The following is an 18,299-nucleotide window of genomic DNA, read 5'->3' as shown; positions in this document are numbered from 1 at the left end:
GCCGCATGTGCTGCCAGGGCTTTGTTGTTGGAGGGGCCGAGGCGCTCGCCCCGTCAAAGATGCCAGGCCTCAGGCCTTGACAGGTTTTTGTTGCCTGGCGCTCACCCAGTCTGCGCAAGCTGCTGCAATAAGGGTAGCAACCACCGGTGTCACCCAGCCCATGCCCAGGGCTGCGCCGGGCAGGCGGTCCAGCCAGTCGGGCACCAGGGCTGTCCATTGCAGTGCCTTGGCGGCATCGAGCAGGCCAAATAGCAGGGCCACCAGCATCACGGGAATGTAGACACGGCTGGGCTGGCTCCAGCGGTGCATCAGGCTCAGCGCAATCAGCGCGATGGCCACGGGGTAGATGCCCACCAGCACGGGCACGGCGACCGCGATCAACTGCGCCAGGCCCTGGTTGGCGACGGTGGCGCTGAAAATGCTCAGAGCCACCACAACGCCCCGGTACGAAAAACCGGTCAGGTCACTGAAGAAGGCGCTGCAGGCGCTCACCAGGCCCACGCCCGTCGTCAAACAAGCCAGAAGGATGACGGCGGCCAGCAGGTACAGGCCCGCGCTGCCAAAGGTGTGCTGCACATAGGTCGTCAGAATCTGCACGCCGGTGGCCGCATTGCCGGCCAGTGTTCCGCTCGTCGCGCCCAGGTAGAGCAGCGACACATACACCAGGCCCAGGCCTGTGGCAGCAATCAGCCCCGCATAGATGGCGTAGCGGGTGTGCAGGCGCCGGTCTGCCACGCCCGCAGCCTTGATGGCATTGACGATCACGATGCCGAAGACCAGCGAGGCGAGCGCATCCATGGTCTGGTAACCCTGCAGAAAACCCTGGGCGAATGCTGCCATTTGGGTGCTGTAGTCAGCAGTTTCCGTGCTGTAGCCACCCACAGGTGCAAAAATGGCGGCACCACCGAGAATGGCGAGCGCCAAGATCAGCACCGGCGTGATGATCTTGCCGATGTTGTCCATCAGCTTGCCCGGGAACAGCGACAGCAGCATCACCAGCGAGAAATAGACAATGGTGAACACCAGCAGCATGACGGGCGTGTTGCCGACAAAGGGCGCCAGACCCATCTCGAACGAGACCGTGGCCGTGCGCGGCGTGGCAAACAGCGGGCCAATCGTGAGATAGATGGCGCAGGCGAGTACCGTGCCTGCAATGCGGCCAATGGGGTGGGTGAGGGTATCGAGGCCACCGCCCACGCGCGCCAGCGCCACGACGCCTAGAAGCGGCAAGCCCACGCCAGTGAGCAGGAAGCCGATGGTTGCGCCCAGCAGATTGCCGCCAGCCGCCATGCCGACAATCGGCGGAAAGATGATGTTGCCAGCGCCCAGAAACAGGGCAAAGGTCATGAACCCGAGGGCGATGATGTCCCTGGTTTTCAGTGTTTTCATGGTGATCCCAATGCAGAACAGGCGGTGCGCGGGGAGCGTCAGCGCCTGAAAGATTCATTCACGGAGGCCGTGCGCGCTGCCGGCATGGCAGGGCGCATCGTTTTGCAGGTGCCGGCGGCAATCCCGCCGAAGTGGGTGGCTGTGCAATGGCTGCATCACCGGCAAACGGGTTCCTGGCGGTGGATGGCAGCCCTTTTCTGCAGAGCGCTCATGGGTCCGTATAAACCCTTATTTTCCGCGAAAAATGTGTCCTTTCGGCGCAAAGTGCATTCATCCTTGCCGAAAAGTCTGATTTTCAGCAGGAAATCACCAAATGCTCCAAGGCAGAAGCATTTCAGCGTGCCTTGCCGGAATATGGCAAGGTGAGGCGCAGCATGTCCAGAAGCTGGATGCCGTCTTCAAAGATGGGTGCAGGGTAGTTGTTGACAAAGAAATCCCGCTCGATGCTGGAAACCCGAAACCCATGTCGCTGGTAGAAGGCGAGCTGATAGCCAAACGAGCCTGTGCCCACTTCCAGCTGGTGTGCGCCTGCATTGCGGAAAAAGGCAATCACCCATTGCAACAGCGTCGCCCCGTGGCCCTGCTTCTGGTGGGCAGGTGGCACGGCAATGCTCATGAGTTCATGAATGCCGCCGCCCATGGGCTTGACCACGCATGCGGCAACCATCTCTACACCGTTGGACGCCACAAAGCAGCGTGACCCGGGCAGGTAGGCGCGGATCTTGTCTTCCGAAGGGTCGGCAAGCAGCAGGAGCGCCATGGGCGCTTCGTGGGCGGGAATTTCCTGGATGTGCGGCGTCATATCTGGATAGGCAAAGGTGGTGCTATTCTAAATATAGCTACCAGCGCTTACTGAGAAAGCGCTGATGCCCAGAAACGCGTAATGCTCAACGGGTATGCACGAGTGCCGCTGTTGCCTTGCGAACCACCGGCAGCGCAAGCAGCAGTACCGGAAATGCGACCAGCCACGAAACACCCCATGCCCTGAGCCACTTGGACGCAAATTCGGGGGCGAGGCCGATGCCATTGAAGGTGCTGATCAGCGAGACGATGCACGTCATCAGAATGGACAGCAGGAGCGGCATGACCAGCGAGGCATAGCGGGCGGGTAGCTTGGGGATGCCGAAGAAAATGGTGGGTTTGTTGAAAGCGTTCATAAGAAAGTCAAAGACCGGGTCAAGCAAAGGCGCCTTTCGCCCAGAAAGGGCAAGCACCCCGGCCCTGCCGGAGATGGTGGCGCGTTGTTTGACGTTGAACGCTTACGGCCCTGTTTGCGCATGGGTGCGTAAGGGCAGACCGGATGATAGGGAAACCGGCCCGCGCAGGCAAGGGATGCCGGACGGCGGCTAGGGGTTCTCTGCAGACCCCAGGCAAGTAGTTCTGGAGGAGATCGTAAACGCGTTCTTAGCCCTTTTGCCGGGCCAGGTGGAAAGCCACCAGGGCGTTGGCATGCCCATGGCCGAGCTGGTGGTGCTCTTTCAGAAACGCGACCTGTTCCATGTGCTTTTTCTCCTTGACCGTGTCCAGAATCCCGAACCAGTGTGCGACCGGGTGGCCGTACGTCTTCTCGATGGATGGAAAGTACGAAGCCGGGCCTTTCACCGGGGTATCTGCGCTCATGGGTATCTCCTTGGAACGCCGCAAAGGGGCGTGCCCGATCCTAAAGAGGCCCGTGACACCGGTCAATCGATGGGCCTGCAGGGGGTGGGGACGCTGGAGGGGCGGTTGTCTTGTGCAGCAGGCGGCCTATCGCGCTGCCTGCCGCACCGGCCGAGCCATGGCTTTGCCGCGCGCAGGCTGCAGGCAGGCTACGATATGCCGTACGGTGCATGCGCTGTTGGCAGCAATGGCGCAGGCGTACCATCAACCGAGACCGATGTTCTGAACCAGGGTGGGCGCTGCGTGCGGCACCCGCCGCACACTGTATGAGTAGCCCTTCTTTCCATCCATCACACCAACCCTTGGCCGAGCGCCTGCGCCCGCGCACGCTGGCCGATGTGGTGGGCCAGCAGCAGGTGCTGGGCGAAGGCATGCCGCTGCGGCTGGCATTTGAATCAGGCCGCCCGCACAGCTGCATTCTGTGGGGGCCGCCGGGCGTGGGCAAGACCACGATTGCGCGCCTGATGGCCGATGCCTTCGACGCGCAGTTCATCTCGATCAGCGCCGTGCTCGGCGGCGTCAAGGACATCCGCGAAGCCGTGGAGCAGGCGCAATCTGCGCGCGACGGCCTGATGCAACAGCGCACCATTGTGTTTGTGGATGAGGTGCACCGCTTCAACAAAAGCCAGCAGGATGCGTTCTTGCCGCATGTGGAAAGCGGGCTCTTCACCTTCATCGGCGCCACCACCGAAAACCCTTCGTTCGAGGTCAACTCGGCCTTGCTCTCGCGCGCCGCCGTCTATGTGCTGCAAAGCCTGACCGCTGACGATTTGCGGCAGATTGTCGAAAAGGCGCAGGCACTGCAAGCGATTCCAGCCATCGAAAGTGAAGCAATGGAGCGCTTGATCGCCTATGCGGATGGCGATGCCCGGCGCCTCTTGAACACGCTGGAGACGCTGGCCATCACCGCCGAGCAGGCGAAGGTTGCAACCATCACCGATGCGTGGCTGCTCAAGGTACTGGGCGAGCGCATGCGCCGCTACGACAAGGGCGGCGAGCAGTTCTACGACACCATCAGCGCGCTGCACAAATCGGTGCGTGGCTCGGACCCGGACGCCGCGCTGTACTGGTTCTGCCGCATGCTCGATGGCGGCGCCGACCCGCGCTACCTGGCACGCCGCATCGTGCGCATGGCCTGGGAGGACATTGGCCTGGCCGACCCCCGCGCCATGCAGATGTGCAACGACGCCGCCGCCACCTACGAGCGCCTGGGCAGCCCCGAAGGCGAACTGGCACTGGCCCAGGCGGTGCTCTACCTGGCAGTGGCTCCCAAGAGCAATGCGGGCTACATGGCCTACAACCAGGCCAAGGCCTTCGTCAAGCAGGACGGCACCCGGCCGGTGCCACTGCACCTGCGCAATGCGCCCACCCAGCTGATGAAGGACCTCGATTACGGCAAGGCCTACCGCTATGCGCACGACGAGGAGGGCGGCTTTGCCGCAGGTGAAAGCTATTTTCCAGAGGACATGGAGCCGCCCAGTTTCTACCAACCGGTGCCGCGCGGCCTGGAGATCAAGATCGGCGCCAAGCTGGACGAGCTGCGCGCGCGCAACGCGGCTGCCAAGCCCGCTGAAGACGAGGCGCAGGATTGACGCGGGGCCAGGGCGCTGGCTGCGCCCGCCAAAAGCATCAGATTTTTAGCAATTTCTGCGCAGCAGGCGGGCGGCAAGGCGGACAATACCGGCCATGATCGTTCGTCCTTCGGTGCACTGGTTGCGCATGCTCTTTGTGTGGCGCGGCTCCATCCTGCCGGTGATCCTGCCGCAATTGATCACCATCACGGTGCTGGCCATCGTCGTTACCGTGATCCACGGCTCAATCCTGGACTGGAAGGTGTCGCTGAACTTCGTGCCTTTCTCGTTGATTGGCCTGACGCTGGCGATTTTTCTCGGCTTTCGCAACAGCACCTCGTATGCCCGGTTCTGGGAAGCCCGCACCCTGTGGGGCGTGCTGCTGGTGGAAAGCCGCCACCTGACGGCGCAGGCGCTGGCCGTGGTGGGTGACGAGGCAGGTGACAGGGCCCATGCAAAGCTGCTGGCGCAGCGCCTGTGTGCATTTGCCTATGCGCTCAAGCACCAGTTGCGCGAGAGCGATGCACGCGCCGAGCTCGCGGCCTTCTTGCCGCCGGGCGATGTGGAGCGCGTTGCCGGTGCGCGTTTTCCCGCCGCGATGGCGCTGCTGCTGGTGCAGGAGTGGGTGGGCGAGCAGTTGCGCAGCGGCAAGGTGGCGGCGGCCGTGGTGCCCGCGCTGGAGCAATCGCTCGCGCGCCTGGGCAATGCGGTGGGTGGGTGCGAGCGCATTTCGGGCACGCCGATTCCGTTCACCTATTCGGTCATCCTGCACCGCTGCGTGTACATCTACTGCTTTTTGCTGCCCTTTGGCCTGTTGGACACGATCGGCCCGATGACGCCGGTCATCGTCTGTTTTCTGGGCTACACCTTCTTTGCGTTGGAGGCCCTGGGCGCCGAGCTGGAGCACCCCTTTGGCCTGGCTGCCAATGACCTGGCCCTGGGCAGCCTGTGCTACACGATCGAATCTTCGGTGCTGGAGGTGGTGGGCGAGCCGCCGCGCACGGCCAAGCCCAAGGTCAGGGACTGTATTCTGCTGTGACTGCAGCTGGGATTGATGCAAAAAGCAATCCTGGCGCTTACCCAGTATGCGTTTGATGCTATTGTTTTAATAGTTTTCACAGACTCAGGCAGGGCGCTCCGCCTCGGCCCGCTCCAGCAGAAAGTCGATCATCGTTCGCACGGCCTTGGTCTGGTGGCGGTTGGGCATCCACAGCAGGTACATGTTGTTGCCGAAGATGCTCAGCCGCCAGTCGCGCAGGGTGGTGACGACTTCGCCGCGTTCCACCTCGGCGCGGATCACGTAATCGGGCACGATGCCCACGCCCAGCCCTGCCATGATGCCCTGGCGCAGAAACGGAAAGTGCTCGGAGATCAAGGTGGGCTCCAGCCGGATCTCCTTGCGCAGCTCGCCCTGGTAGGCGCGCACCAGCAACTGCTTGCCGACGACGCCGCTGGTGATCAGCGGTACATGGCGCAAGTCCTCGGGCTGCTGGGGCAGCATGTTCTGGCGGGCGTAGTCAATGCTGGCGCAGGCCACGTAGTTCATCTCGCCCATGTGGCGCGCCACCAGGCTGTCGGGCGGCGTGGGCAGCACGCGCACGGCAATGTCCACTTCATCGCGCACGAGGTTGTCCACGCGGTTCTCGAAAATCAGGTCCAGCACGATGTCGGGGTATTGGCGCTTGAAGGCGATCAGCCAATCCGTCATCACCAACTGGCCGTAGCCGCTGGGCACGGCCAGCCCCACGCGGCCCTGCAACCCTTTGCCCAGGCTGCGAATGGTTTCACCCGCCGCAGCCAGTTCGTTGCGGATGGCGTGGCCGTGTTCGTACAGGCGCAGGCCGACTTCGGTGGGCTCCACCCGGCGCGTGGTGCGGCGCACCAACTGCACGCCAACGGTCTTTTCCAACTGCGTGAGGTGGTAGCTGACATTGGCGCGGCTCATCTTCAGTTTGGAAGCGGCGCGGCTCAGGTTGCCAGCGTCGATGATTTCCACGAGCAGTGTCAGGGCGGAGTGATCCATGCAACAAAAACAAGTAATTGTTCAAATTTCTTTGACAGTCTGTCAATGATCTATGTGATTGTCAAATAAGCCTGCCGTGGCTGACAATGGGTTGAAACTTCGGTTCCATTCATACCCAGGAGACATGCATGAGCGCAGAGAACGCCGTTGTGACCACTGCCCGTGAAGGGCGCGTGCTGGTCGTCACCATCAACAACCCACCCGTCAATGCGCTGAGCCAGGCGGTGCGCCAGGGACTGGCCGATGCCGTGGCCCAGGCCCAGGGCGACGGCGAGATCAAGGCGGTGCTGCTGGTGGGCAGCGGCAAAGCCTTCATTGCGGGTGCCGATATCCGGGAGTTCGGCAAGCCCGCCATGCCGCCCAGCCTGCCGGATGTGCTGATGCAGCTGGAGAGCAGCGACAAGCTGGTGATCGCCGCCATCCATGGCCCGGCATTGGGCGGCGGCCTGGAGGTGGCGCTCTCCTGCCACTATCGTCTGGCCGTGTCGGGCGCTAAGCTGGGTCTGCCCGAAGTGCAGCTGGGCCTGCTGCCCGGCGCTGGCGGCACGCAGCGCACGCCACGCTTGATTGGCGTCAAGGCTGCGTTGGACCTGATGCTGTCGGGCCGCCATGCCGGAGCCGAAGAGGCACTGGCCATGGGCTTGGTGGACCAGGTGGCGCCTGCGGGGACCGACGCGCGCAGCGCGGGCCTTGCCTACGCCAACCAGCTGCTGGATGACAAAGCCCCCGTGCGCCGCACCCGCGAGGCCGCAGCGCTGGCCGACAAGGCTGCTGCGCAGGCCGAGCTGGACGCCGCCAAGGCCGAATCGGCCAAGAAGAACCGTGGCCTGTTCTCGCCCGGCAAGATCATCGAGTGCGTGCAGGGCGCGCTCGATCTGCCATTTGACGAAGGCATGAAGAACGAGCGCAAGCTGTTCGTCCAGTGCCTGGAGAGCCCCCAACGTGCAGGGCTGATACACGCTTTCTTTGCCGAGCGTGAAACGGCCAAGATTCCCGAGGCCAAGGCCGCAGCGCCCCGCGCGCTGAACACCATTGGCGTGGTGGGCGGCGGCACCATGGGCGCGGGCATCACCGTGGCCGCGCTGGATGCAGGCTTTCCTGTGGTGATGGTGGAGCGCGACGACGAATCCATCGCCCGTGGCCGGGCCAATGTGGAAAAGGTCTATGACGGCCTGATCGCCAAGGGCCGCATGACGGCCGAGAAGAAGGCCGCCATCATGGCGCGCTACAGCGGCAGCACCGATTACGCGGCGCTTGCCCAGGTCGATCTGGTGATCGAGGCCGTGTTTGAAGAGATGGGCGTCAAGAAGGCCGTGTTTGCCGAGCTGGACAAGGTCTGCAAGGGCGGCGCGGTGATCGCCACCAACACCTCGTACCTCGATATCGACGCCATTGCCGCCAGTATCTCGCGTCCGCAGGATGTGATCGGCCTGCATTTCTTCAGCCCGGCCAACATCATGAAGCTGCTGGAGATTGTGGTGCCCGCCAAGGTGAGCGCCGATGTGGTGGCCACCGCCTTCGAACTGGCCAAGCGCATGAAGAAGATACCCGTGCGCGCCGGTGTGTGCGATGGCTTCATCGGCAACCGCATTCTGGCCGTGTACCGCGAGGCGGCCAACTACCTGATGGAAGACGGCGCATCGCCCTACCAGATCGACGAAGCCGTGCGCGAGTTTGGCTACCCCATGGGGCCGTTCCAGGTGGCCGATCTGGCGGGCGGCGACATTGGCTGGGCCACGCGCAAGCGCAAGGCCGCCACCCGCGACCCCAAGGCCCGCTACGTGCAGATTGCCGACCGGATCGCCGAAAAAGGCTGGTTCGGCCAGAAGACCCAGCGCGGCTACTACCTGTATCCGCAAGGCGCGCGCACTGGCCAGCAAGACCCGGAAGTGCTCGCCATCGTCGATGCCGAACGCCAGCGCGCCGGTGTCACGCCCCGCAGCTTCAGCAATGAGGAGATCATGCGCCGCTACATGGCCGCCATGGTGAACGAGGGCGCGAACGTGGTGCGCGAGGGCATTGCGCTGCGCCCGCTCGATGTGGACGTCACCTTCCTGTATGGCTACGGCTTTCCGCGTTTCCGTGGTGGCCCGATGAAATGGGCCGACATGGTGGGCCTCGACAAGATCCTGGCCGACATCCGCGAGTTCGCCAAGGAAGACGCGCTGTTCTGGAAGCCTTCGCCCCTGCTGGTGGAGCTGGTGGAGAAGGGCGAGAACTTCGAGAGCCTGAACAAGGCGGTCTGATTCCATTTCTAAATCAAGCGATCACCTTGTCGGCCTTGCCTTCGCGTGCTCGCTTGATGGATTCATGGAATGGCTGGCCAGGACGCCGAGGTGCAACCCGGGGGCGTTCCAAATCGCCAAACCCTGGGTTGCTATATAAAGAATAGCTGCTGGCGCGCATGTAACAAGCACTGGCGGCATCAAGCATCAAAATCAACGGTCGAACAGACCCAAGGAGACAACGCAATGCGTGAAGCCGTCATTGTTTCAACCGCCCGTACGCCGCTGGCCAAATCGCACCGTGGCGAATTCAACGTCACCCCTGGCGCGCAACTGGCTGCGTATTCCATCACCGCAGCGGTCGAGCGCTCTGGCATCGACCCGGCCCTGATCGAAGACGTGGTGCTGGGCTGCGGCTACCCCGAGGGCACCACCGGCCGCAACATCGGCCGCCAGGCTGCTGTGCGCGCGGGCTTGCCCATCAGCGTGGGCGGCACCGTGGTCAACCGTTTCTGCGCCTCGGGCCTGCAGGCGATTGCATTTGCGGCTGGCCGCATCATTGTGGATGGCGCGCCCGCCATGGTGGCAGGCGGCGTGGAGAGCATTTCGCTCATCCGCTCAAGCAACACCAATCCGGCAGACGCCGACCCCTGGTTGGTGGAGCACAAGCCCGAACTCTTCATGGCGATGATCGACACCGCCGATGTGGTGGCCCAGCGCTATGGCATCAGCCGCGAAGACCAGGACGCGTTCTCGCTGCAAAGCCAGCAGCGCACGGCAGCCGCCCAGGCCAATGGAACCTTCGACAACGAAATCGTGCCCTGCGCCGCGCGCATGGCCGAGAAGAACAAGGAAACCGGCGAAGTCACCTACAAGGACGTGGTTGCCACCATGGACAACTGCAACCGCCCCTCAACCACCCTCGAAGGCCTGGCCAAGCTGGAGCCGGTCAAGGGGCCGGGCAAGTTCGTGACTGCAGGCAATGCCTCGCAGCTGTCGGACGGCTCGGCCGCCTGTGTGCTGATGGAAGCCAGGGAAGCCGCCCGACTCGGCCTGTCGCCGCTGGGCGCCTTCCGTGGCATGGCCATTGCTGGCTGCGAGCCTGACGAAATGGGCATTGGCCCGGTGTTTGCCGTGCCCAAGCTGCTGGCGCGCCACGGCCTGACGGTGCAGGACATCGACCTGTGGGAGCTGAACGAGGCATTTGCCTCGCAGGCGTTGTACTGCCAGCGCAAGCTGGGCATCCCGATGGATCGCCTCAACGTCAACGGCGGCGCCATCTCCATTGGCCACCCCTTTGGCATGACCGGCGCGCGCCTGACGGGCCACATCCTGCTCGAAGGCCAGCGCCGCAAGGCCCGTGGCGAGAAAGTGAAGTGGGGCGTGGTGACCATGTGCGTGGGCGGCGGCATGGGCGCGGCCGGCCTGTTCGAGATTTATTGACCCCTTGAGGCGCTGCGGGGCGGCCCTTGCTCGGCGTCACGTAGATCGTGCAGCGGAGAGTTTGAGATGTACAGGCCTTGCCTGCCCACGGTTACTGAGGAGATAGCAATGGATTTGCAATTTACCCCCGAAGAAGAAGCGTTCCGCGCCGAAGTGCGTGCGTTTCTGAAAGACAGCCTGCCAAAGGAACTGGCCGCCAAGGTGAAGGCAGGCCAGCGCCTGACGCGCTTTGACCAGGAAAACTGGCACGCCATCCTGAACAAGAAGGGCTGGCTCGCCTACCACTGGCCCAAGGAGCATGGCGGCACTGGCTGGTCGCCCGTGCAGAAGTTCATCTTTGACGACGAATGTGCCATTGCAGGCGGCCCGCGCCTGGTGCCGTTCGGCTTGTCGATGCTCGGCCCCGTGCTGATCAAGTACGGCAACGACGCGCAGAAAAACCACTGGCTGCCGCGCATTCTGAACGGTGACGACTGGTGGTGCCAGGGGTACTCCGAGCCCGGCGCAGGCTCCGACCTCGCTTCGCTCAAGACCACGGCCGTGCGCAATGGAGACCACTACATCGTTAACGGCCAGAAGACCTGGACGACGCAGGGCCAGCACGCGAACATGATGTTCTGCCTGGTGCGCACCAACAAAGAGGTCAAGTCGCAGCAAGGCATCAGCTTCGTGCTGATCGACATGAAACAGCCTGGCGTGGAAGTGCGCCCCATCCGCACGCTGGACGGCGACAAGGAAGTGAACGAAGTCTTCCTGACCGACGTCAAGGTGCCGCTGGAAAACCTGGTGGGCGAAGAGAACAAGGGCTGGACCTATGCCAAGTACCTGCTGACCTACGAGCGCACCGGCATCGCTGGCGTAGGCTTCTCGATGGCCGGGCTGGAAAAGCTCAAGGTGATCGCCCAGCGCGTGCAGCGCAATGGCAAGCCGCTGATCGAAGACCCGCAGTTCGCCACCCGCATGGCCAAGGTTGAGATCGAGTTGCTGAACATGGCCACCACCAACCTGCGCGTGATCGCCTCGGTGGCAGGCGGCGGTGTGCCGGGCGCGGAAAGCTCCATGCTCAAGATCAAGGGCACCGTCATCCGCCAGGAACTGCTGTCGCTGGTTCGCCGCGCCATGGGCCCGTATGCGCTGCCCTATATCGAAGAGGCGCAGTTTGCCGAATACGCCGATGAACCGGTGGGCCCCAAGGAGGCGGCCACTGCGGCAGCGGCCTACTTCAACTACCGCAAGCTGTCGATCTTTGGCGGCTCGAACGAAATCCAGCGCAACATCATCTCCAAGATGATCCTCGGCCTGTAAGGAGATTTTGATGAACTTTCAACTGGACGAAGACCGCCGCATGCTGGCGGATGCGCTGAACCGTTACCTGAGCGAGCAGTACGGCACCGAATACCGCAACAAGGCTGCGTACGGGGCCAAGGGCTTCAGCGCCGAAACCTATGCCAAGCTGGCCGAACTGGGCGCCATCGGTGCGCTGTTCAAGGAATCCGACGGCGGTTTTGGCGGCGAAGGCGTGGACATCAGCGTGGTGTTCGAGGCGCTGGGCAACCATCTGGTGGCCGAGCCCCTGTTGGGCGCGCTGCTGGTGGGCCGTGCGCTGACCGAAGCGGGCACCGACGCGCAGAAGGCACAGCTCGAAGCCATCATTGGCGGCGAGACGATTGCGGCGCTGGCGCATGACGAGCCTGCCAACCATTACGAGCTGAACCGCGTGGCCACCACGGCCAAGCAGGGCGGCAACGGCTGGGTGCTGAACGGCAGCAAGGCCGTGGTGCTGTTTGGCGACGAGGCGCAACTGCTGCTGGTGTCTGCACGCACGGCGGACGCTGTGGACGACAAGGCCGGTATCTCGCTCTTTCTGGTGCCGGGCGATGCCGCAGGCATCACCCGCCGTGGCTATGGCCGTATTGACGGAGGTCATGCTGCCGAGGTGGCGCTGGCCAACGTGAAGGTAGGCGCCGATGCGCTGCTGGGCAAGGCAGGCGAAGGCCATGCCCTGTTGGAGCGCATCACCGGCTTCGGCCTGCTGGCGCTGGCTGCCGAATCGCTGGGGGCAATGGACGTAGCCAAGAACCACACGCTCGAATACCTGCGCACGCGCAAGCAGTTTGGCGTGCCCATCGGCAGCTTTCAGGCACTGCAGCACCGCATGGCCGACATGCTGCTGGAGGCGGAGCAGGCGCGCTCGGCCGTCATCAACGCGGCTGCGGCGATCGACAGCCCCGACGCCATCGAGCGCGAGAAAGCGCTCTCGGCTGCCAAGTACAGCGTGGGCCAGATCGGCACCCTGATGGCGGAAGAAGCCATTCAGATGCACGGCGGCATCGGCGTGACCTGGGAGCTGCCGCTGGCGCACTACGCCAAGCGCCTCATCATGATCGACCACCAACTGGGCGACATGGACCACCACCTGGCGCGCTACATGGAGCTGCAGGCCCAGGAGCGCGCTGCGCAAAATACCCGCAAGGCCGCCTGATGAGCACCGCAGGCAACGCACAACCCGCGCTGCTGGCGCGCCGCGAAGGCGGCGTGCTGGTGCTCACCAACAACAATGAGGCTGCGCGCAACGCACTCTCACCCGATTTCTACCTGGGCCTGACCGAAGCCCTCAAAGCCGCAGCCACCGACAACTCGGTGGGCGCCATCGTGCTGACCGGCGCAGGCGGGCATTTCTGCTCTGGCGGCGATCTGCGCCGTATCGCCACGCGCCGCGAGCAACCGATTGAAAAGCGCCGCGAACTGCTCGAAGGCCTGCACGACCTGGTACGCGCACTGCGCGACTGCCCCAAGCCGGTGATTGCAGCCGTCGAAGGCGCGGCAGCGGGTGCGGGCCTGTCGCTGGCCATGGCCTGCGACATGATGGTGGTGGCGCGCAACGCCGTGTTTTCGGTGGCCTATGTGAAAGTGGGCCTCTCGCCCGACGGTGGCGCCACGGCATTTCTGGCCGAACACCTCTCGCGCCAGTTGCTGACCGAGATGTGCCTGACTGGCGACCGCGTCAGCGGCGAGCGCATGCAGCAGCTGGGGGTGGTCAACCGCCTGACCGAGCCCGGCGCCGCCTTGCAGGAGGCCGTGGCGCTGGGCACCCAACTGGCCAGCGGGCCGCTGATGGCCATGGGCAGCATCAAGCAGCTATGCCGCGCCGCCTACAGCCAGACGCTGGAAGCGCAGCTCGACATGGAAGCCGAGCTGATGGTGCGCGCGCAGGGCAGGGATGAGGCGCTGGAAGGCATCACCGCCTTTCTGGAAAAACGCCCGGCAGATTATGTGAAGATTCGAAAACCATAGCTGATAGCGTAGGTGGGACGGGCGCTAGCGCACGATTTCATCACAAGGAGACATGCAAATGGGTGAAGCCCAAACTCAAACCAGCGCCGATTGGCCGTTGACCGGCATCAAGGTGCTCGACCTCTCCCGCGTATTTGCCGGCCCCCTGTGCGGCATGGTGCTGGGCGACTTCGGCGCCGATGTGGTCAAGGTGGAACACCCTGGCCGAGGCGACGACACGCGCGACTGGGGCCTGCGCATCGGCAAGACCGAAACCACCTACTACAACAGCATGAACCGCAACAAGCGGTCCATCACCGTCGATCTGCAAAAGCCCGAAGGGCTGGCGCTGATCCTGGAGCTGGTGCCGCAGTTCGATGTGGTTATCCACAACTTCAAGTTCGGTGGCGCCGAAAAGCTGGGCCTGGGCTACGAGCAGATCAAGGCCGTCAAGCCCGACATCATCTACTGCTCGGTCACTGGCTACAACACCGCCACGGAAGAAGCCGCGCGCCCTGGTTACGACATTCTGGTGCAGGGCGAAGCAGGCCTGATGGCGATGAACGGCGAAGCCAGCCAGCCACCTCTGAAGTTCGGCATGGCCGTGGTGGACATGACCACCGGCCTGTACACCGCGCAGGCCGTGCTGGCTGCGCTGTTTGCACGCGAGCGCACCGGCCGGGGCCGCCAGATCGAAATGTCGCTGTACGACAGCGGCGTGATGGTGACGGGCTACTACGGGCTCGATGCGCTGCTGATGGGCAAGGACCCCGAGCGCTACGGCAATGCCCATCCGTCCATCGTGCCCTACGGCATGTTCTATGCGTCGGACGGGCCGCTGATCATTGCCGTGGGCAACAACGCGCAATTCGAGAAGTTCTGCCGCCAGGTGGTGATGCGCCCCGACATCGTCGAAGACCCGCGTTTTGCCACCAATGTGGAGCGCGCCAAGCACCGCAAGCTGCTGCTGCCGATGATCATCGAACTGCTGGGCACGTTCGAGCGCGCCACCTTGCTCTCTCGCCTGCAGAAAGCCGGAATCCCGGGCGGCGAAGTGCTGGGGCTGCACGAGGCGCTCACCTCACAGCGCACGCAGGACAGCGGCGTGGTGCAGCAGATGCCGCACCCGGTGGCCGGATCGACCCATGTCATGGCGCCTCCCTATCGCATGGATGGCGAGCGTCTTCCGATTCGCCATGCGCCACCCACCTTGGGTGAAGGCACGCGCGAAGTGTTGCAGAATCTGCTGAACATGACCGACGAACAACTGCAGGCCTTGAAGGCGCAGGGCGTGCTGACGCTGCCCGAATGATTCTGCCTGATGAGTGCTTCTGATTTGATAGCTGTTTGCGCTTGATTGACGGGCGATGACAGGCTTCTTGATGATTAACTTTAGAGGATAGCGACTATGAAAGTACTGGTACCCGTCAAGCGCGTGGTGGACTACAACGTGAAAGTGCGCGTCAAAAGCGACGGCACGGGAGTGGACATTGCCAACGTCAAGATGAGCATGAACCCGTTTGACGAAATCGCGGTGGAAGAGGCTGTGCGCCTCAAGGAAAAAGGCGTCGTCACCGAGATCATCGCCGTCTCCTGCGGCGTGGCCCAATGCCAGGAAACCCTGCGCACGGCCATGGCCATCGGCGCCGATCGCGGCATCCTGGTCGAGACCACCGAAGAGCTCCAGCCCCTGGCCGTTGCCAAGCTCCTCAAAGCCCTGGTCGACAAAGAGCAACCCGGCCTCATCATCTGCGGCAAACAAGCCATCGACGACGACTGCAACCAGACCGGCCAGATGCTCGCAGCGCTGGCAGACCTCCCCCAGGCCACCTTCGCCTCCAAGGTCGAAGTCGCGGGCGACAAGGTAAGCGTCACCCGTGAAGTCGACGGCGGCCTCGAAACCCTGCAACTGACAACGCCAGCGGTCATCACCACCGACCTGCGTCTGAACGAGCCGCGCTACGTCACCTTGCCCAACATCATGAAGGCCAAGAAAAAGCAGCTCGACACCGTCAAGCCCGAAGAGCTGGGCGTGGATGTGACCCCTCGCATCAAAACCCTCAAAGTGGCAGAGCCTGCCAAGCGCGGCGCAGGCGTCAAAGTCGCTGACGTCTCGGCCCTGATCGACAAACTCAAGAACGAAGCCAAAGTCATCTAAGCTTCACCCATCCCCCCTGAGTCGCCTGCGGCGCCTTCCCCCCAGGGGGACGACGACCACGCTGGGGCAGCCCCGGCTGCGGGGCGGCCCTTGCTAGTCGTCCCGCCGCACGGGACCGCCAGTTTTGAAGGCCGCAAACGATACCGACACATTGAATTGAAGGACGATAGACATGACCGCTCTCGTTATTGCAGAACACGACAACCACAGCATCAAACCCGCCACCCTCAACACCGTCACGGCCGCCAAGGCCTGCGGAGCCGACGTCCACATCCTCGTGGCGGGTGAAGGCGCAGCCGCTGCAGCCCAGGCCGCAACCCAGATCGCAGGCGTTGCCAAAGTCATCCTCGCTGAAGGCGCATCGCTCAAGGACGGCCTGGCCGAAAACGTGGCAGCGCAAGTGCTCGCCATTGCAGGCAACTACAGCCACATCCTCTTTCCCGCCACGGCAGGCGGCAAGAACGTGGCTCCCCGCGTAGCGGCCAAGCTCGACGTCGCCCAGATCAGCGACATCACCAAGGTAGACGGCCCCGACACCTTCGAGCGCCCCATCTACGCGGGTAACGCCATAGCCACCGTGCAAAGCACCGACGGCAAGAAAGTCATCACCGTGCGCACCACCGGCTTTGATGCAGCAGCAGCCACCGGCGGCACGGCAGCCGTCGAAACCGTGGCCGCTGTCGAGGGCAGCAGCAAAAGCGCCTTCGCAGGCCGCGAAGTCACCAAAAACGACCGGCCCGAACTCACGGCTGCCAAAATCATCGTCTCGGGCGGGCGGGCGCTGGGCAGTGCGGAAAAGTTCAACGAAGTCATCACCCCGCTGGCCGACAAACTGGGCGCGGCCATTGGCGCGAGCCGCGCGGCGGTGGATGCGGGCTACGCGCCCAACGACCTGCAGGTGGGCCAGACGGGCAAGATCGTGGCGCCGCAGCTGTACATTGCAGCGGGCATCTCGGGAGCGATCCAGCACCTGGCGGGCATGAAGGACTCCAAGGTGATCGTGGCGATCAACAAGGACGAGGAGGCGCCGATCTTCAGCGTGGCTGACTATGGCCTGGTGGCCGACCTGTTCGAGGCGGTACCCGATATGGCGGGCAAGCTGTAATTTCAGCCCTTTCGGAAAAAACGCGGCCTGGCCGCGTTTTTTATTCCGCGGCGCTGCCTGGAAACGGAGCCTTGTCAGAGGGCGGCACAGGCCCCGCAACAGAGCAGGGCGCCTGCTGGGTTCGAAAGGAACTGCCTTGCATCCAGCCGATGTTTCAGCCGGTGTAAATACCGGGAATGGCATTTGCACTGATACCGCGCACTCTTTTGCGCGTCATCAATAAGGAATCACGGGTGGTGTAAGTTATTTGTAAGTATTCATCGTGCTTATATCTTTATTACTGGTGAATTCCCTAGGAGGAGATACCAAAAGCGTCAATTTTCGTGACCTTTGGGCGCAAATGACTAGGGAAAGCGCTAGCGGCGAAAGAGCTTGAAAACACCGGCCCGTCGATAGAATTCCTGCGATCCGCATAAAACTGTTATCGCGGTTAGAGGCGGTCTGTATTACAGGGTAATCACCAGGTGAATGCAGTCTTTGCCATCGTGGTTCAACTGGTGAAGGGTTGGTTATGGACATTTTGCTGCAGCAGATCATTAATGGTCTGGTCCTGGGCAGCATGTACGCTTTGATAGCCTTGGGCTACACCATGGTGTACGGCATTATTCAATTGATTAACTTCGCGCACGGCGAAGTGCTGATGATCGGTGTACTGACGAGTTGGAGCATCATCGGCTGGATGCAGGGCGCCATGCCCGATACGCCCGGCTGGATCATCCTGCTGATTGCCACCTTGATTGCCTGTGTGGTGGCGGCAGTGCTCAACTTCACGATTGAAAAGCTGGCCTACCGGCCGCTGCGCAACAGCCCGCGCCTGGCGCCGCTGATCACGGCCATCGGCATGTCGATCCTGCTGCAGACGCTGGCCATGATCATCTGGAAGCCCAACTACAAGCCCTATGCGACCTTGCTGCCGGCTGAGCCCTTTGAAGTGGCGGGCGCGGTGATCACGCCGACCCAGATTCTGGTGCTGGGCGTGACGGCCATTGTGCTGGCGGTGCTGATGTACCTGGTCAACTACACCCGCCTGGGCCGCGCCATGCGTGCCACGGCGGAAAACCCCCGCGTTGCGGCCTTGATGGGCATCAAGCCTGACATGGTGATTTCGGCCACCTTCGTGATCGGTGCCGTGCTGGCGGCGATTGCAGGCGTGCTGTGGGCATCGAATTATGGAACTGCCCAGCACACCATGGGTTTCCTGCCGGGTCTGAAGGCGTTCATCGCCGCAGTGTTCGGCGGCATCGGCAATCTGGCTGGCGCCGTGGTGGGCGCCATGATTCTGGGCCTGGTGGAGGCCATTGGCGCCGGTTACATCGGCGAACTCACCGGCGGCATCCTGGGCAGCCAGTATGTCGACATCTTCTCGTTCATTGTGCTGATCATCGTGCTGACCCTGCGTCCTTCGGGCCTGCTGGGCGAGCGTGTGGCCGATCGTGCGTAAGGGGAACACAGC

At 63.0% G+C, this 18,299-nt stretch carries 17 protein-coding genes; 12 read left to right on the top strand and 5 right to left on the bottom strand.

Features of this window, described 5'->3' with window-relative positions; genetic code table 11:
• Positions 1-69: 69 nt before the first annotated feature.
• The 4 genes from brnQ to LAD35_RS16590 form a co-directional block, all read right to left on the bottom strand.
• Positions 70-1,389, bottom strand: coding sequence for a branched-chain amino acid transport system II carrier protein (gene brnQ, locus LAD35_RS16605; RefSeq protein ID WP_224150084.1), 1,320 nt, complete (start codon positions 1,387-1,389; stop codon positions 70-72).
• A gap of 334 nt (positions 1,390-1,723) precedes the next feature.
• Positions 1,724-2,191, bottom strand: a complete 468-nt coding sequence (locus LAD35_RS16600; protein WP_224150083.1) for a GNAT family N-acetyltransferase — start codon at positions 2,189-2,191, stop codon at positions 1,724-1,726.
• An 85-nt stretch (positions 2,192-2,276) separates the two neighbouring features.
• Positions 2,277-2,546 (bottom strand): DUF2798 domain-containing protein, encoded by a 270-nt coding sequence (locus tag LAD35_RS16595; protein WP_224150082.1) that lies wholly within the window; start codon positions 2,544-2,546, stop codon positions 2,277-2,279.
• A gap of 247 nt (positions 2,547-2,793) precedes the next feature.
• Positions 2,794-3,009, bottom strand: coding sequence for a DUF4287 domain-containing protein (locus LAD35_RS16590; protein WP_224150081.1), 216 nt, complete (start codon positions 3,007-3,009; stop codon positions 2,794-2,796).
• A gap of 30 nt (positions 3,010-3,039) precedes the next feature.
• On the opposite strand from LAD35_RS16590, the gene LAD35_RS16585 reads away from it, so the two are divergent.
• The 3 genes from LAD35_RS16585 to LAD35_RS16575 all read left to right on the top strand — a co-directional run bounded on the left by LAD35_RS16585 (position 3,040) and on the right by LAD35_RS16575 (position 5,658).
• Complete coding sequence (locus tag LAD35_RS16585) at positions 3,040-3,318, top strand: hypothetical protein (protein WP_224150080.1); 279 nt, start codon at positions 3,040-3,042, stop codon at positions 3,316-3,318.
• Positions 3,315-4,640, top strand: coding sequence for a replication-associated recombination protein A (locus LAD35_RS16580; protein ID WP_224150079.1), 1,326 nt, complete (start codon positions 3,315-3,317; stop codon positions 4,638-4,640). Before LAD35_RS16585 ends, LAD35_RS16580 begins: the two co-directional genes overlap by 4 nt.
• Positions 4,641-4,734: 94 nt before the next feature.
• Entirely contained in the window at positions 4,735-5,658 is a 924-nt protein-coding gene (locus tag LAD35_RS16575) for a bestrophin family protein (RefSeq protein WP_224150078.1), read from the top strand.
• Between the two features lie 84 nt (positions 5,659-5,742).
• On the opposite strand, the gene LAD35_RS16570 is transcribed toward LAD35_RS16575, so the two are convergent.
• Positions 5,743-6,642 (bottom strand): LysR family transcriptional regulator, encoded by a 900-nt coding sequence (locus LAD35_RS16570; protein WP_224150077.1) that lies wholly within the window; start codon positions 6,640-6,642, stop codon positions 5,743-5,745.
• A 128-nt stretch (positions 6,643-6,770) separates the two neighbouring features.
• Between LAD35_RS16570 and LAD35_RS16565 the strand changes: the two genes are divergently transcribed.
• The 9 genes from LAD35_RS16565 to LAD35_RS16525 all read left to right on the top strand — a co-directional run bounded on the left by LAD35_RS16565 (position 6,771) and on the right by LAD35_RS16525 (position 18,287).
• Positions 6,771-8,888 (top strand): 3-hydroxyacyl-CoA dehydrogenase NAD-binding domain-containing protein, encoded by a 2,118-nt coding sequence (locus LAD35_RS16565; protein ID WP_224150076.1) that lies wholly within the window; start codon positions 6,771-6,773, stop codon positions 8,886-8,888.
• 225 nt (positions 8,889-9,113) lie between these two features.
• Positions 9,114-10,310, top strand: coding sequence for an acetyl-CoA C-acyltransferase (locus LAD35_RS16560; RefSeq protein ID WP_224150075.1), 1,197 nt, complete (start codon positions 9,114-9,116; stop codon positions 10,308-10,310).
• A gap of 108 nt (positions 10,311-10,418) precedes the next feature.
• Complete coding sequence (locus LAD35_RS16555; protein ID WP_224150074.1) at positions 10,419-11,615, top strand: acyl-CoA dehydrogenase family protein; 1,197 nt, start codon at positions 10,419-10,421, stop codon at positions 11,613-11,615.
• Between the two features lie 10 nt (positions 11,616-11,625).
• A complete protein-coding gene (locus tag LAD35_RS16550; RefSeq protein ID WP_224150073.1) occupies positions 11,626-12,792 on the top strand; it encodes an acyl-CoA dehydrogenase family protein in 1,167 nt (388 codons plus the stop codon).
• Positions 12,792-13,604 (top strand): oxepin-CoA hydrolase, alternative type, encoded by an 813-nt coding sequence (locus LAD35_RS16545; protein WP_224150072.1) that lies wholly within the window; start codon positions 12,792-12,794, stop codon positions 13,602-13,604. The genes LAD35_RS16550 and LAD35_RS16545 overlap by 1 nt, the downstream gene beginning before the upstream one ends.
• A gap of 58 nt (positions 13,605-13,662) precedes the next feature.
• Entirely contained in the window at positions 13,663-14,895 is a 1,233-nt protein-coding gene (locus LAD35_RS16540) for a CaiB/BaiF CoA transferase family protein (protein ID WP_224150071.1), read from the top strand.
• 96 nt (positions 14,896-14,991) lie between these two features.
• Positions 14,992-15,741: an electron transfer flavoprotein subunit beta/FixA family protein gene (locus LAD35_RS16535; RefSeq protein WP_224150070.1), complete on the top strand. Its 750-nt coding sequence runs from the start codon at positions 14,992-14,994 to the stop codon at positions 15,739-15,741.
• Positions 15,742-15,913: 172 nt separating this feature from the next.
• A complete protein-coding gene (locus LAD35_RS16530; protein WP_224150069.1) occupies positions 15,914-16,846 on the top strand; it encodes an electron transfer flavoprotein subunit alpha/FixB family protein in 933 nt (310 codons plus the stop codon).
• A 511-nt stretch (positions 16,847-17,357) separates the two neighbouring features.
• Positions 17,358-18,287: a branched-chain amino acid ABC transporter permease gene (locus LAD35_RS16525; RefSeq protein ID WP_184707717.1), complete on the top strand. Its 930-nt coding sequence runs from the start codon at positions 17,358-17,360 to the stop codon at positions 18,285-18,287.
• Positions 18,288-18,299: the final 12 nt, after the last annotated feature.

Origin of the sequence: Comamonas odontotermitis (assembly GCF_020080045.1) — a bacterium.
GTDB lineage: Bacteria > Pseudomonadota > Gammaproteobacteria > Burkholderiales > Burkholderiaceae_C > Comamonas > Comamonas odontotermitis.
The sequence above is the reverse complement of the archived record's forward strand: the minus strand, read 5'-3'. Positions and strand labels throughout refer to the sequence as shown.